Genomic DNA, 14,463 nt, shown 5'->3' on the forward strand with positions numbered 1-14,463 from the left:
ACCGAGCGCACGGATGCGCGGATGGACATCCTCATCCTAACGACTTGAGCATCTCGAGCAAGAGTGGGGTCGTTTTAGTGAGCGTAACCTCAGCCGTCCTGGAGGTCTGCCGGGAGGCTGGCCTCCGTCGTGGGAATCCCACGTTCTTCCGCCACCTTGTCCGCCGTGGCGAGGAGGCGTCGGATGCGTCCAGCGATGGCGTCCTTGGTCAGCGGCGGTTCGTGCAGCTGGCCCAGTTCCTCGAGGCTGGCCTGGCGGTGCTGGAGCCGCAGGTTGCCGGCTTCGCGCAGATGTTCGGGCACCTCGTCGCCGAGGATCTCCATGGCGCGCTCCACGCGGGCGCTGGCGGCGACGGCGGCCCGGGCCGAGCGGCGCAGGTTGGCGTCGTCGAAGTTGGCCAGCCGGTTCACCGAGGCGCGCACCTCGCGGCGGCGGCGGCGTTCCTCCCAGAGGATCCGCGTCTCAGGTGCCCCCATGCGGGTCAGCAGTTCCGCGATGGAGTCGCCGTCGCGGATGACCACCCGCTCCACCCCGCGCACCTCCCGGGACTTGACGGCGATGCCCAGGCGGCGGGCCGCGCCGACGAGGGCGAGGGCCGCTTCAGAGCCGGGGCACGTGATCTCCAGCGACATCGAGCGGCCCGGCTCCGTCAACGAGCCACGCGCCAGGAACGCGCCGCGCCACACGGCCACGGCGTCGGCCGCGGAACCGCCGACGACGATGGGAGGCAGGCCGCGCACGGGCCGGCGGTGCTGGTCCACCAGCCCCGTCATGCGGGCCAGTTGTTCGCCGCCCTGCACCGCGCGCACCGAGTACCGGGGGCCGCGGCGCACGCCGGAGGCGTTGATCACGAGCAGGTCTGTGTCGATGGTGTAGAGGTCGCTGATGAAGCTGCGCAGCCGCCGGGCCGCTCCCCCGGTGTCGAGTTCCGCCTCCACGACGATGCGGCCACCCACCAGGTGGAGGCCGCCGGCGAAGCGCAACATCGCCGCCACCTCGGCCCGTCGCACAGACGGATGGGGCGCGACGACGGAGGCCAGTTCGGCCTTCACCTTCTGCGTCAGAGCCATGGGGCGAAGTCTGCCATATGCGGACGGGCATGCACGGGGGTCAGGATCCTCACCCGGTGATCACTTCGCTGAACACCGACGCCAGGCGGTGCCGGTCGTGGGTGGACGACCCGTCGCGGGACGCGACGTCGGCCCGGACGAGGCGCCCTCCCATCGACTGCACGTAGCCCTCGATGTGCTCGTCGTCCGCGGTGAAGCGACTGTCCGCGATGACCACGTCGAGGCGGAGGTTCGGTGCATGCTCTGCGAGCGTCTCGATGTGGCGGGCGGCGGAGAAGCCGTCGGTCTCCGCCGCGGCGGTGATGTTGAGGACGAGGATCCGCTGCGCCTTCGTCGTGACGATGGCCTCCGCAAGCTCCGGCACGAGGAGGTGCGGAAGCACTGACGTGAACCAGGAACCCGGGCCGAGCACGACGGCGTCGGCCGCCATGATCGCCGCCACCGCCTCGGGTCGCGCTGGGGGCTGGTCCGGCACGAGCCTGACCCGCTGCACTTCCGCCCTGGTCTTGGCGACGGTGGCCTGGCCGCTCAGGGTGCACACCTCGTCGGGCGCGAACGGGTCCAGGCCCAACACGTCGGCCTCGATCTCGAGCGGCACGGAACTCATGGGCAGCACGCGTCCCCGGGTGCGCAGCAGGTCGCCGACCATGTCGAGACCTTGGACCGGGTCCTCGAACTGCTGCCAGAGGCCGGCGATCAGGAGGTTGCCGATGGCGTGCCCACCCAGCGGACCGTCGCCCGTGAACCGCGACTGCAGCACGTTCGCCCAGGTGCGGCCGGCGTGGTCGTCGGAGCAGAGCGCCGCCAGCGCCATGCGGAGGTCTCCGGGCGGGAGACAGTTGAACTCCCGGCGCAGCCGGCCGGAGGAGCCCCCGTCGTCCGCGACCGTCACGACGGCGGTGAGCTGGTCCGTGACGCGGCGCAGCGCCGTCAGGGACGCGGCGAGGCCGTGGCCGCCGCCGAGGGCGACCACCTTGGGCAGGGAGGTGATGGTCATTCCTTCCCCAGATCCCGGTGCAGCACCGTGGTCGGGAAGCCGTGCTCACGCAACCTCATGGACAGTTCTTCGCTCATGCTGGTGGAGCGGTGCTTGCCGCCGGTGCACCCGATCGCGACGGTCACCTGGCGCTTGCCCTCGTTGAGGTAGCCAGGGGCGACCGTGGCCAGGAGCTCCACCATGTGTTCCTGGAACCGCTGGGCCGCCTGCTGCTTGAGCACGTACTGCGCCACGTCCTTGCTGAGCCCGGATTTCGGCCTCAATTCGGGGATCCAGTACGGGTTGGGGAGGAAGCGCACGTCGAAGACCATGTCGGCGTCGACGGGTACCCCGTTCTTGAAGCCGAAGGAGATCAGCGCGATCTTGAGCTTGTCGGTTGCCTCGTCGCCGAAGTGGTTGGCCACGCGCTGCACCAGTTGGCGGGCGGAGAGGCGGGTGGTGTCGACGACGATGTCGGCGGTGGCGCGGATGTCTGCGAGCAGGCGGCGCTCACGGGCGATGCCCTCGATCAGCCGGTCGCCGCCCTGGAGCGGCAGCGGGCGTCGGTTGGATTCCTGGCGCTGCACGATGATGTCGTCGTCCGCCTCGAGGAAGACCGTCGTGACGCGGCCACCCGCGGCCTCCAGCGCGGCCAACGCGGCCGGCAACTGCTCGAACTGTTCGCGGCTGCGCACGTCCGCCACGACCGCCACCTTGTACACGCCGTCGTTGAGCAGCGTCTGCGCCAGCCCGGGCAACATGACGGGAGGCAGGTTGTCGACGGTGAACCAGCCGAGGTCCTCCATGGCGTGGGCTGCCGTGCGTCGCCCAGCACCGGACAGGCCGGTGATGATGGCGAACTCCTGGTGCGCGACGTCGGTCATGGCGCCCACCCTAGTGCTCTTCCGGCAGCCCCCGCGCATGGAGCGCCTCGCCTGTCCGCTGCGCGAATGACACCGCGTTGACGACGGCAGGGGTCAGCAGCAGAGCCAGGTTGCGTTCCTTCCCACGGGCGCGGGCTGCGGCGCGGGCGTCCTCGATGGACCCGGCCAGGAACGGGATGGAGCGCAGCATCAGCGCCACCATGAGGGCCACTGCATCGGGGTTGATCCGCACGTACCGCAGGACCCCGAGGCCGCGGGTGAGGGCGTCGAGCAGGTCCGCCGTCGAGGTGGTCAGGGTGAGCATCCGCGCCGCGAGCACGCCCAGCAGCATGTTGCCCGGCGTCACGAACGCGGGCTCCCAGCGCAACCCCACGAGCTGGTACGCAGCGAGCAGCGCGAGGAAGAACCAGATGTACCAGCCGAAGCCGAATATCTTGCGGAGCCCGAGCCCGGCCGTCAGCAGGGCGGCCAGCACCAGTACGACGCCGGCGGCGGTGGCCCACCACTGGAAGATGAAGATGGGCGGCACCGCCAACGCCAGCAGGAGGAGGTACTTCGTCCCCACGCGTGCCCTGAAGAGCCACCCGTCGCCGGGCTCGAAGATGCCCAGCACACTGGTGTGGGCGTTCACGCCCCCACCCTGTCCGCCATGATGCGCGTGTAGAAGTCGACCGTTTCGCCCGGCTCGCCGTCGGCGACGATGCGGCCACCGTCGACGACGATGACCCGCTCGGCGTCCAGTGCGACGTCGAGGTCGTGGGTGGAGAAGACGATCTGCTGGTCCAGCTCGGCGAAGACGCGGCGGAGCATCAGCTTGTTGCGCAGGTCCAGCAGCGTGGTGGGTTCGTCGGCCACGAGGATGGCGGGCTCGACGGCCAGCACGCTGGTGAGCGCCACGAGTTGACGCTCACCGCCGCTGAGGTCGTAGATCGACTGGTGCGCGACGTGCCCGATGCCGCGCTCCTCAAGGAGGGCGTGGGCCTGGGCGGTGCGTTCGGCGCGGTTGCTGATCAGGCTGCGCAGGCTGAGTTCGACGTCCTCCACGGGCGTCGACATCAGCAGTTGCGCCAGGGGGTCCGTGAAGATGAAGCCCACCTTCTGCCGCACCGCCTTGCCGTCGCGGTCTGCGTCGAGGCCGTCCACGAGCACCTGGCCCGAGGTGACGGTGCGCAGGCCGTTGAGCAGTCGGAGCAGCGTCGACTTTCCGGAGCCGTTGGCGCCGATGACGGCGACGCGCCGCTCGGCGAGGTCCAGTGTGACCCCCGCGAGCAATACCCGGTCCGGGTCGCCCTGCCGGGAGGCGGGGACGACCACGCGGGCGTCGCGGAGCTGGATCATCGGCCGAGCAGCCTCGGGAAGGCCTTGTGCACCGCGACGGCGATCAGCACGGCGAAGAGGCTCTTGGCTGCGTCCCAGATCCAGAATGGCATGTCGATGGTGACCATGGCGTCGAAGAAGGGCTTGTCGAGGTAGGCCGAGAGCCAGCCCACGCCGATCGGGAGGATCACGAGGTACCGCGCGGCGAGGCACCCGACGAAGAACCACACGGGCGTCATGGGCGACAGACCCTTGTGCAGCGCCCACTTCGCGACGAACCCGATGAGGACCGCGGCGACCACGAAGGAGATGAGGTAGCCGCCCGTGGCGCCGAGGAACGCGGAGAGGCCCGCCTTGCCTCCCGCGAACACGGGGAGCCCGGCCACGCCGACCACGATGTACAGCACGACGGCTGCCGAGCTGCGCCAAGGGCCGAGGACGAGCGCCGTCAGGGCGACGCCGAGGGTCTGCAGCGTGAAGGGCACCGGCCCGAGGGACACGGTGATCTGGGACAGCGCCGAGAGCAAGGCGGCGAACACGGCGATGTACGCGAGGTCGGCGGGCGCGAAGGCCTTGGTGCGTGGCGCCTCGACAGCGGTGCTGGTGGACATCGGTCACTCCTAGGGTGATGAGTGAGCACAATTTAAGCACCTTGTTTGAACACTGTTCAACTCGGGGCGTGTCTCAGGTGTCGATGACTTCGCCGGTGGTGAGGTTGATCGCCTCTCCCCCCGTGTCGGCGACGGCGGCCTTGACGGAGGCGGCCAGCCGCGGGCCGAAACCGGGCACCTGCGCGATCTCCTCCACGCTGGCCTGGCGCAGCTTCCGCATGGAACCGAAGTACTTCAACAGCGCCTTCCTGCGCAGCTCACCCAGCCCAGGGACGCCGTCGAGCACCGACTCCACCACCGTCTTCGCCCGCCTGGACCGATGATGCGTGATCGCGAAACGGTGCGCCTCGTCCCGCAACCGCTGCAGCAGGTACAGCCCCTCGGAGGCCCGCGGCAGGATCAGCGGGTACTCCTCGCCGGGGATCCACACCTCCTCGAGCCGTTTGGCCAGGCCGCAGAGCGCGATCTCGCCGTCGAAGCCGAACTCCTTCAGCACCGCCGCCGCGGCGTTCACCTGCGGCAGACCGCCGTCGACGACGATCAGCGCCGGCGCGTAGGAGAAGCGGGCCGCCTCCCCCGTCGTGGCGTCCACCTTGACGTCGGACTGGCGTTCGTCCGACAGCCTCCGGAGGCGCCGGCTGAGCACCTCGGTCATGGCGGCGATGTCGTTGGACCCCTCGAAGCTCTTGATGATGAAACGGCGGTACTCGCTCTTGCGCGGGATCCCGTCCTCGAACACCACCATGGAGCCGACGGTCTCGGTGCCCATGGTGTGCGAGATGTCGTAGCACTCGATCCGCAGCGGCGGTTCCTCCAGGCCGAGCGCCTCGGAGATCTCGTCCAGCGCCTGCGAACGGGCCGTGAGGTCCGTGGATCGGCGCAGCTTCGCCTGGTCGAGCGCCATGTCGGCGTTGCGGACGACGGTGTCGAGCAGCGCCCGCTTCTCACCCCTCAGCGGCACCCGGATGTCCACCTTGCCTCCGCGGCGCTTCGACAGGTGCGCGATGAGCGTGTCCTCCGCCTCCACGGAGCTGAGGATGTACGGCGGGATCTCCAGGTCGTCGGTGTACAACTGCTCGAGGAAGGCTTCGAGCAGTTCCGTCAGCGAACGGTCGTCGGCCCGGTCGGCGATCCAGCCTCGTTCGCCCCGGATGCGCCCGTCGACGATGTGGAACACCTGGACGGCCACCTGGTGGCCGTTGTCCGAGAGGCCCACGATGTCGGCGCGCAGGCCGTCGCTGAGCACCACAGAGTTCTTCTCCTGCACCTTGCGCAGGGCGGTCAGCGAGTCCCGGAGGACGGCCGCGCGCTCGAAGTTCAGCTCCGCCGAGGCGTCGTACATCGCGCGCTCGATGCGGCCGATGATCCCGCCGGTGTTGCCGCCCATGAAGGAGCAGAAGTCTTCGGCGATCGCACGGTGCTCCTCCGGGCTCACCTGTCCGACGCAGGGGGCGCTGCACTTGCCGATGTCGCCGAGGAGGCACGGCCTGCCGGCGGACCTGGCCCTGTTGAACACGCCCTGCGTGCAGGACCGCATGGGGAACACCCGCAGCAGCAGGTCGACGGTTTCGCGGATGGCCCACGCCTGCCCGAACGGGCCGAAGTACCGCACCCCGCGCTTCTTGGCGCCGCGCCCGACGAACACGCGCGGGAACTCCTCGTTCATGGTGACGGCCAGCCAGGGGTAGGACTTGTCGTCGCGGTACTTGACGTTGAACCGCGGGTCGAACTGCTGGATCCAGGTGTACTCGAGCTGGAGTGCCTCCAACTCGTTGGCCACCACCGTCCACTCCACCTTCGCTGCGGTGCGCACCATCGTCTGGGTGCGGAAGTGCAGGGCGGCTGGGTCCGCGAAGTACGAGTTGAGCCGCTGGCGCAGATTCTTCGCCTTGCCGACGTACAGAACATGGCCGAACGCGTCGAAGAACCGGTAAACCCCGGGATCTGTCGGGATGCTGCCCGGACGGGGGCGGTAGCTCGCGGGATCGGCCATGTCTGCAGCCTACTCAGCCGCGGAATGCGGGCTTATCCTTGAGCCATGACCACGAGTCACCGAGAGACTTCCTTGTCGGCCCGCGAGGAACTCGTCCTGCAGATGCGCGCCTGGCGCAAGCGCCGCCGCATCGCCTTCGTCGTGCAGGTGGTCACCATCATCGCGGCGCTGGCGTTGGCGGCACCCGCCGCGGCGCTGTTGCTCGGCCAGTTCACCGGCATGCGCGACGACTACGTGCCCCAACGACACGTGCCAGGCACGGACGGGTCCATCTCGATCACCTCGGCGGACTCCTACGTGCTGATCCGCCACGAGGCCGAACTGCCCCCCTGCACGATCACGGACGCGGAGGGCTACGAACTCCTGCAGGAGCCGTGGCGCTACGCGTCGGACCCGCCCACCGTCGGTACCTCGTTCTACGCCGAGCCGGGCCGCTACCAGGTCGCCTGCGAGGGCGGCCAGGACGGCGTGGTGGCCCTGAACCGCGACCAGTACATCAACTCGCTGCGGGGTCCGTGGGACCCCCGGAAGCCAGCCCTGCCGCTGTTCGGCGCGGCGCTGTTCATCTACTTCGCCGGTAGATGGTCCGCCGGGCGCATCGCGCCGGAGTCGCTGCGCCCGCTCTATCCCGCCTGATCCGGGCGGTCCCGCCGGGGTGCCGCGGGACTTCCGCTCACAGCAGCTTCTTCAGGAACTCGCCGGTGGCTGAGCCCGCCGTCGCCGCGACCTCCTCGGGAGTGCCGGTCGCGATGACGGTGCCACCGCGCGTCCCTCCGTCTGGCCCCATGTCGATCACCCAGTCCGTGCTCTTGATCACGTCGAGGTTGTGTTCGATGGTCACGACGGTGTTGCCCTGGTCGACGAGGCGCTGCAGCACGGCCAGCAGGCGGCGGATGTCCTCGAAGTGGAGACCGGTGGTCGGCTCGTCGAGGACGTAGAGAGTGCGGCCGGTGGAGCGCTTCTGCAACTCAGCCGCGAGCTTCACGCGCTGCGCCTCGCCGCCCGACAGGGTCGTGGCCGGCTGGCCCAGGCGGACGTAGCCGAGGCCCACCTCCTCCAGCGTCTTGAGGTACCGGGCGATGGACGAGATCGACTCGAAGAAGACGGCCGCCTCGCTGATGGGCATGTCGAGCACCTCGGCGATGGTCTTGCCCTTGTAGTGCACCTCGAGCGTCTCGCGGTTGTACCGGGCCCCGTGGCAGACCTCGCACGGCACGTAGACGTCCGGCAGGAAGTTCATCTCGATCTTGATGGTGCCGTCGCCCATGCAGTTTTCGCACCGGCCGCCCTTCACGTTGAAGGAGAAGCGGCCGGGCATGTAGCCGCGGACCTTCGCCTCCGGCGTCTTGGCGAACAGTGCCCGCACCTTGTCGAACACGCCGGTGTAGGTGGCCGGGTTCGACCGGGGGGTGCGTCCGATCGGCGACTGGTCCACCGAGATCACTTTGTCGAGGTGTTCGAGCCCCTCGAGCGACTTGTGCCGCCCGGGCACGGCCTTCGCGCCGTAGATGGCCTTGGCCGCGGCGGTGTACAGGATGGAGTTGACCAGCGACGACTTGCCCGAACCGGAGACCCCGGTCACGGCGATGAACTGGCCCAGGTTGAAGGTCACGTCGATGTTGCGCAGGTTGTGCTCGCGCGCCCCCTTGACGACGAGTTGCAGCCCGTTGCCCGGACGCCGCACGGCCGGTACCGGGATCTCGAGCCGGCCGGACAGGTAGGCGCCGGTCTTGGACTCGGGGTGGTTGAGCAGTTCCTCCACGGTGCCGCTGATGACGACCTCGCCGCCACCCTCGCCCGCCCCTGGGCCGATGTCGACCGCCCAGTCCGCGGCGCGGATGGTGTCCTCGTCGTGCTCGACGACGATCAGCGTGTTGCCGAGGTCGCGGAGCCGGTGCAGCGTCTCGATGAGGCGCAGGTTGTCGCGCTGGTGGAGGCCGATGCTCGGCTCGTCGAGCACGTACAGGACGCCCACGAGGCCGGACCCGATCTGGGTGGCGAGACGGATCCGCTGCGCCTCGCCGCCCGACAACGTGCCGGCGGCGCGCGAGAGCGAGAGGTAGTCGAGCCCCACGTCGAGCAGGAAGCGCAGCCGCAGGTTGATCTCCTTGATGAGCCGCTCCGCGATGGCAGCCTCCCGCTCCGACAGTTGCAGCGCGCCCAGGAACTCCGCGGCCTCACCGATCGACAGGTTGGCCAGCTGGGAGATGTTGCGCTCCGCCACGGTGACCGCGAGCGACGCGGCCTTGAGCCTGGCGCCCTCGCAGCGCGCGCAGTCGATCTCGCGCATGTAGCCGCCCCACCGGTCCCGCGCCGCGTCCGTCTCGGCCTCGTCGAACCGCCGCCGGATGAAGGGAATGACGCCCTCATACTTCTGAGAGAACGCCCGCACCCGGCCGAACCGGTTGCGGTACTTGACCACCACGTTGCCCTTGGCGCCGTGCAGCAGCAGCTTGCGGGTGGCGGCGGACAGGTCCTTCCAAGGAGTGGTCAACGAGAAGTCGTGCTCCTCCCCCAGCGACTCGAGGACGCGGGCGTAGTGCTGCTTGATCGTCGGCGTGGTCCAGGGCGCGATGGCGCCGTCCTCCACCGAGAGGTCGTCGTTGGGGATGATCAGCTCGGGGTCCGGGTCCAGCAGCGTGCCGAGGCCCGAGCACTCGGGGCAGGCCCCCCACGGGCCGTTGAACGAGAACTGCCGCGGCTCGAGTTCGTCGATGTTGACGTCGTGTTCGTTGGGGCAGCCCATCTTCTCCGAGAAGCGACGCTCGCGCTCAGGGTCCCCTTCGGGGCGGTCCACGAAGTCGATCGTGACCACGCCGCCGGCGAGGTTGAGGGCCGTCTCGATCGATTCGGTGATGCGCTGCTTGGCGTTGGGCCGCACCACCGCGCGGTCCACCACCACGTCGATGTCGTGCTTGTAGGTCTTGGCCACGGCTGGCAGTTCCGTGAGCGAATAGGTCTCGCCGTCGATGCGGACGCGGGCATACCCGTCGCCGATCAGTTGGCGGAACAGGTCCGCATGCTCGCCCTTGCGACCGCGCACCAGCGGAGCCAGGATCTGGAAGCGGGTGCCCTCCTCCTCGCCCATCATGCGGTCCACGATCTGCTGCGGGGTCTGCTTCCCGATGACGGCGCCACACACCTCGCAGTGCGGGACGCCGATGCGCGCGTAGAGCAGGCGCAGGTAGTCGTAGACCTCCGTGATGGTGCCCACCGTGGAGCGGGGGTTGCGCGACGTCGACTTCTGGTCGATCGACACCGCCGGCGAGAGCCCCTCGATGAAGTCGACATCCGGCTTGTCCATCTGGCCCAGGAACATGCGGGCATAGGCCGACAGCGACTCGACGTAGCGCCGCTGCCCCTCAGCGAAGATCGTGTCGAACGCCAACGACGATTTTCCCGATCCGCTGAGTCCGGTGAACACGATGAGTGAGTCGCGGGGCAGGTCGACGGAGACATTCTTGAGGTTGTGTACGCGTGCGCCACGCACAATGAGCCGATCATTCACGCCCGTAATGGTACGTCTTTGCTAGTTTGGGGCACATGCCGATGAACCGCCTGCCGTTCGGCGACGTGGTGAGCGCCGTGCGCGAGCACACGTCGCTGCTACTCGGGACGACCATCGGCTTCACCGACGAAGACTGGGCCGGCCCCACGAAGTTGAGCGGCTGGTCACGCAGCCACGTGGCCGCGCACCTCGCCGAGGGGGCCCGTGCGATGGTCCGGGTGATCGGCGAACTCCAGGAGGGCGTGCAGAGCGAGATGTACGGCTCACGCGGCGAAGACCACCAGGCCATCGAGCTGGGCGCCATCTCCGGCGGCCTCGCTCTGCAGATCGACCTCGACACCAGCGCCAGCGAACTCCAGGAACTCCTCCCGGAACTGGAGGGCGACCAGCGGGAGATCAGGCTCCGCGACGGCCACCACATCCCCGCCCGCCACGTCCCGCTCGCCCGGCTCAGCGAGGTGGTGCTCCACCATCTCGACCTCGACGCGCACTTCACGCCAGCCGTGCTGGCCCCCGACGTCGCGCTCGCGCTGCTGGCCTTCCAGGTGGAGCGCATCGGGCACCGCGACGATTACCCTCCGCTGCGCCTCGTGGCGGATGAGGGCTACGAGGGCACCGTGGGCCGCACGGTAGAACCGGCCACCTTCCACGGCCCGGCCGCAGACCTCCTCGCCTGGCTGATGCGTGGCGTGGAGTCGAGCCGGATCTACCGCGCCGACGACTAGCTGCTGCTCACGCAGCGCTGAGTTGTGTCTGATGGGGGCTCGCAGAACTGACGCGCTGTCTGTCAGACGCCGCGACTACGCTGTGAGTCATGCGTCCCATCGAAGAACTGCAGCGCCAGGTGGCCCCGTTGGAGGTCGTCTCGGAGTTCTCGCCGTCCGGTGACCAGCCCAGGGCCATCGCAGACCTCGAGCAGCGGATCAACGCCGGCCAGCAGGACGTCGTGCTGCTGGGCGCCACCGGTACCGGCAAAACGGCGACGGTGGCGTGGCTGGCGGAGCGCCTCCAGCGCCCCATCCTCGTGATGCAGCCCAACAAGACCCTGGCCGCGCAGTTCGCCAACGAGCTGCGCGACCTGATGCCCAACAACGCCATCGAATACTTCGTCTCCTACTACGACTACTACCAGCCCGAGGCATACCTGCCCCAGACGGACACCTACATCGAGAAGGACTCCTCGCTCAACGAGGAGGTCGAGCGGATGCGGCACGCCGCCACGTCGTCGCTCCTCACCCGCAGGGACTGCATCGTCGTGGCCACCGTGTCGGCCATCTACGGCCTGGGCACGCCGGAGGAGTACCTGAAGCAGCGGGTCACGCTGCGCGTCGGCGACGAGTACGAACGCGACACCCTCCTGCGCCATCTGGTGGACATCCAGTACGCCCGCAACGACATCGGCGGCGGACGCGGCACCTTCCGGGTGAAGGGCGACACCCTCGAGGTGTTCCCCATGTACGAGGAGAACGCGCTGCGCGTGGAGTTCTTCGGCGACGAGGTGGAGCGCATCGTCACCATGCACCCGTTGACGGGCAACGTGATCCACGAGGAGAGCGAGGCCTACATCTTCCCCGCCACCCACTATTCGGCCGGCGCGGACCGCATGGAGCGCGCCATCGCTGGCATCGAGCGCGAGCTGGAGCTGCGGCTCGCCGAGTTCGAGGCGCAGGGCAAGTTGCTCGAGGCTCAGCGCCTGCGGATGCGCACGCACTACGACATCGAGATGATGCGCCAGATCGGCACCTGCTCCGGCATCGAGAACTACTCGCGCCACGTCGACGGCCGCGCCCCCGGGTCCGCCCCGTCCTGCCTGCTGGACTACTTCCCCGAAGACTTCCTACTGGTGGTCGACGAGTCCCACGTCACCATCCCCCAGATCGGCGGCATGTACGAGGGCGACGCCTCCCGCAAGCGCACCCTCGTCGAGCACGGGTTCCGGTTGCCCAGCGCCATCGACAACCGGCCGCTGAAGTTCGACGAGTTCGTGGAGCGCATCGGGCAGTCCGTCTACCTCTCGGCCACGCCCGGCCCGTACGAGATGGAACGGGCCGACGGCGTGGTGGAGCAGATCATCCGCCCCACCGGTCTGGTGGATCCGGAGGTCATCCTCAAGCCCACGCGTGGGCAGATCGACGACCTCATGGGCGAGGTGAAGCTCCGCGTGGAGCGCAACGAGCGGGTGCTCGTCACCACGCTCACCAAGAAGATGGCCGAGGACCTCACCGACTACCTGATGGACCACGGCATCCGCACCCGCTACCTGCACTCCGACATCGACACCATCCGCCGCATCGAACTCCTGCGCGAGCTGCGCCTCGGCGAGTACGACGTGCTGGTGGGCATCAACCTGCTCCGCGAAGGTCTCGACCTCCCGGAGGTGTCGCTGGTGGCCATCCTGGACGCCGACAAGGAGGGCTTCCTACGCTCCGAGCGGTCCCTGATCCAGACCATCGGCCGTGCCGCCCGAAACGTCGCCGGCCAGGTGCACATGTACGCAGACAAGATCACGCCGTCGATGGAGGCCGCCATCGGCGAGACCAACCGTCGACGCGCCGTCCAGGTGGCGTACAACACCGAGCACGGCATAGACCCGCAACCGCTGCGCAAGCGCATCGGCGACGTCTCGGAGATGCTCGCTCGCGAGGACGCGGACACCACCGAACTGCTCGAGGAGGCGGCTTCCGGTGGCCGACGTAAGGGCCGCGGCCTGGATGCCACCGCCATGGCCCAGGAGGAACTCGCGAAGCTCATCGAGGACCTCACCGCCCAGATGCACCAGGCGGCGGCGGAGTTGCAGTTCGAGGTGGCCGCCCGCCACCGCGACGAGATCGTGGACCTGAAACGGGATCTGCGCGGCATGATCGAGGCCACGCGCTGAGCCTGCGCGGATTCCCCCGTTCCGCGCACCGCGGCACTGGTGCGCAGCTAGCCTGGATGCGTTGTCCAACCGTCGGCACGCGTGCCGGGAAGGGGCCCGACGTCGATGAAGACCACGGCGCTGCATGAACTCCATACCCAGTTGGGCGCCAAGCTCGTCGACTTCGCAGGCTGGGACATGCCCGTCCAGTTCGAGGGCGGCCTGAAGGAACACCATCACACCCGCGGGGCGGCGTCGTTGTTCGACGTGTCCCACATGGGGCAGGTGCTCATCCGCCCCCGCTCAGGCGACATGGCGGACGCGGCGGCAGCGCTGGAGACCCTCATCCCGGCGAGCGTCGCGGGGCTCGAGGAGGGCCGGCAGCGCTACGGCCTGCTCACCAACGATGCCGGCGGCGTGGTGGACGACCTGATGTTCGCGCACCACGGAGACCGGTTCTTCCTGGTCCTCAACGCGTCGCGCACCGACGCGGACCTGGCGCTGCTGCGGACGCTGGAGGACGTCACCGTCGAGCACCTGACGGACAGGTCGCTGCTGGCGCTGCAGGGGCCGAAGGCCGAGGAGACGCTCGCCACCCTGGTGCCCGAAGTCCCCGCCATGCGTTTCATGGACTCCCTCGTGCTGCCTGACCCGGGACGCGTGCGCGCCGAGCTGTGGATCTCGCGCTCCGGGTACACCGGTGAGGACGGCTTCGAGATCTCCCTCCCCAACGAGCAGGTGGAGGCCTTCGCCCGCGCGCTGTTGGCGCTGGACGACGTGGCCCCGGCCGGTCTGGCCGCCCGCGACTCCCTCCGCTTGGAGGCCGGCATGTGCCTCTACGGCCACGAGCTCGCGGAAGACATCACCCCGGTCGAGGCCGGCATCGCCTGGGCCATCCCGAAGGTCCGCCGCTCCGGTGGCTCCAGGGCCGGCGGCTTCCCCGGCGCGGAGGTCATCCTCCGGCAACTCGACGAGGGCGCCGCGCGCGAGCGCGTGGGCCTGCGCCCCGAGGGCAGGGCCGTGGCCCGCGAGGGTGCTCCCCTATTCGCCGACGAGCAGGGCACCGAACAGGTCGGCGTCATCACCTCGGGCGGCTTCGGCGCGACCGCCGGCGGCCCCGTCGCCATGGGCTTGGTGCCCACCGGCGCCACGGCCGGAGCAACCTTCTACACCCAGGTCCGGGGCAAGGCCCTGCCGCTGACCGTCACGGAACTACCGTTCGTCCCCCACCAGTACAAGCGCTAGAG

12 protein-coding genes are annotated in these 14,463 nt (G+C 69.1%); 4 read left to right on the forward strand and 8 right to left on the reverse strand.

Annotation, left to right across the window (positions count from 1 at the left end; genetic code table 11):
* Window positions 1–89: 89 nt before the first annotated feature.
* From whiA to uvrC, 7 genes are all read right to left on the reverse strand, one after another.
* Window positions 90–1,070: a DNA-binding protein WhiA gene (gene whiA / locus ACZK4S_RS00075; RefSeq protein ID WP_076058361.1), complete on the reverse strand. Its 981-nt coding sequence runs from the start codon at window positions 1,068–1,070 to the stop codon at window positions 90–92.
* A gap of 49 nt (window positions 1,071–1,119) precedes the next feature.
* Window positions 1,120–2,067, reverse strand: a complete 948-nt coding sequence (locus ACZK4S_RS00080; protein WP_076058358.1) for a gluconeogenesis factor YvcK family protein — start codon at window positions 2,065–2,067, stop codon at window positions 1,120–1,122.
* Window positions 2,064–2,930, reverse strand: coding sequence for an RNase adapter RapZ (gene rapZ / locus ACZK4S_RS00085; RefSeq protein WP_076058356.1), 867 nt, complete (start codon window positions 2,928–2,930; stop codon window positions 2,064–2,066). The genes ACZK4S_RS00080 and rapZ overlap by 4 nt, the downstream gene beginning before the upstream one ends.
* Before the next feature lie 10 nt (window positions 2,931–2,940).
* Window positions 2,941–3,561 carry a CbiQ family ECF transporter T component gene (locus ACZK4S_RS00090; RefSeq protein WP_076058353.1) on the reverse strand — a complete coding sequence of 207 codons (621 nt, stop codon included), beginning with the start codon at window positions 3,559–3,561 and terminating at the stop codon, window positions 2,941–2,943.
* Window positions 3,558–4,268: an energy-coupling factor ABC transporter ATP-binding protein gene (locus ACZK4S_RS00095; protein WP_076058351.1), complete on the reverse strand. Its 711-nt coding sequence runs from the start codon at window positions 4,266–4,268 to the stop codon at window positions 3,558–3,560. Before ACZK4S_RS00095 ends, ACZK4S_RS00090 begins: the two co-directional genes overlap by 4 nt.
* Window positions 4,265–4,858: a biotin transporter BioY gene (locus ACZK4S_RS00100; RefSeq protein ID WP_076058348.1), complete on the reverse strand. Its 594-nt coding sequence runs from the start codon at window positions 4,856–4,858 to the stop codon at window positions 4,265–4,267. The genes ACZK4S_RS00095 and ACZK4S_RS00100 overlap by 4 nt, the downstream gene beginning before the upstream one ends.
* 73 nt (window positions 4,859–4,931) lie before the next feature.
* The gene (gene uvrC / locus ACZK4S_RS00105) at window positions 4,932–6,851 is read right to left on the reverse strand and encodes an excinuclease ABC subunit UvrC (protein ID WP_076058346.1); all 1,920 of its coding nucleotides are present in this window, start codon (window positions 6,849–6,851) and stop codon (window positions 4,932–4,934) included.
* 45 nt (window positions 6,852–6,896) lie between these two features.
* Here uvrC and ACZK4S_RS00110 point away from each other — a divergent pair, with 45 nt between their 5' ends.
* Window positions 6,897–7,487, forward strand: coding sequence for a hypothetical protein (locus tag ACZK4S_RS00110; protein WP_143570835.1), 591 nt, complete (start codon window positions 6,897–6,899; stop codon window positions 7,485–7,487).
* A gap of 37 nt (window positions 7,488–7,524) precedes the next feature.
* Here the strand turns inward: ACZK4S_RS00110 and uvrA are convergent, their stop codons facing one another.
* Complete coding sequence (gene uvrA, locus ACZK4S_RS00115; protein WP_083665300.1) at window positions 7,525–10,368, reverse strand: excinuclease ABC subunit UvrA; 2,844 nt, start codon at window positions 10,366–10,368, stop codon at window positions 7,525–7,527.
* A 26-nt stretch (window positions 10,369–10,394) separates the two neighbouring features.
* Between uvrA and ACZK4S_RS00120 the strand changes: the two genes are divergently transcribed.
* From ACZK4S_RS00120 to gcvT, 3 genes are all read left to right on the forward strand, one after another.
* Window positions 10,395–11,084, forward strand: coding sequence for a maleylpyruvate isomerase family mycothiol-dependent enzyme (locus ACZK4S_RS00120; protein ID WP_076058341.1), 690 nt, complete (start codon window positions 10,395–10,397; stop codon window positions 11,082–11,084).
* A gap of 89 nt (window positions 11,085–11,173) precedes the next feature.
* Window positions 11,174–13,237 carry an excinuclease ABC subunit UvrB gene (gene uvrB / locus ACZK4S_RS00125; protein WP_182763612.1) on the forward strand — a complete coding sequence of 688 codons (2,064 nt, stop codon included), beginning with the start codon at window positions 11,174–11,176 and terminating at the stop codon, window positions 13,235–13,237.
* A gap of 105 nt (window positions 13,238–13,342) precedes the next feature.
* On the forward strand, window positions 13,343–14,461 hold the full coding sequence (gene gcvT, locus ACZK4S_RS00130; protein ID WP_076058336.1) for a glycine cleavage system aminomethyltransferase GcvT: 1,119 nt from the start codon (window positions 13,343–13,345) through the stop codon (window positions 14,459–14,461).
* Window positions 14,462–14,463: the final 2 nt, after the last annotated feature.

The organism is Tessaracoccus zhenghani (assembly GCF_055326325.1).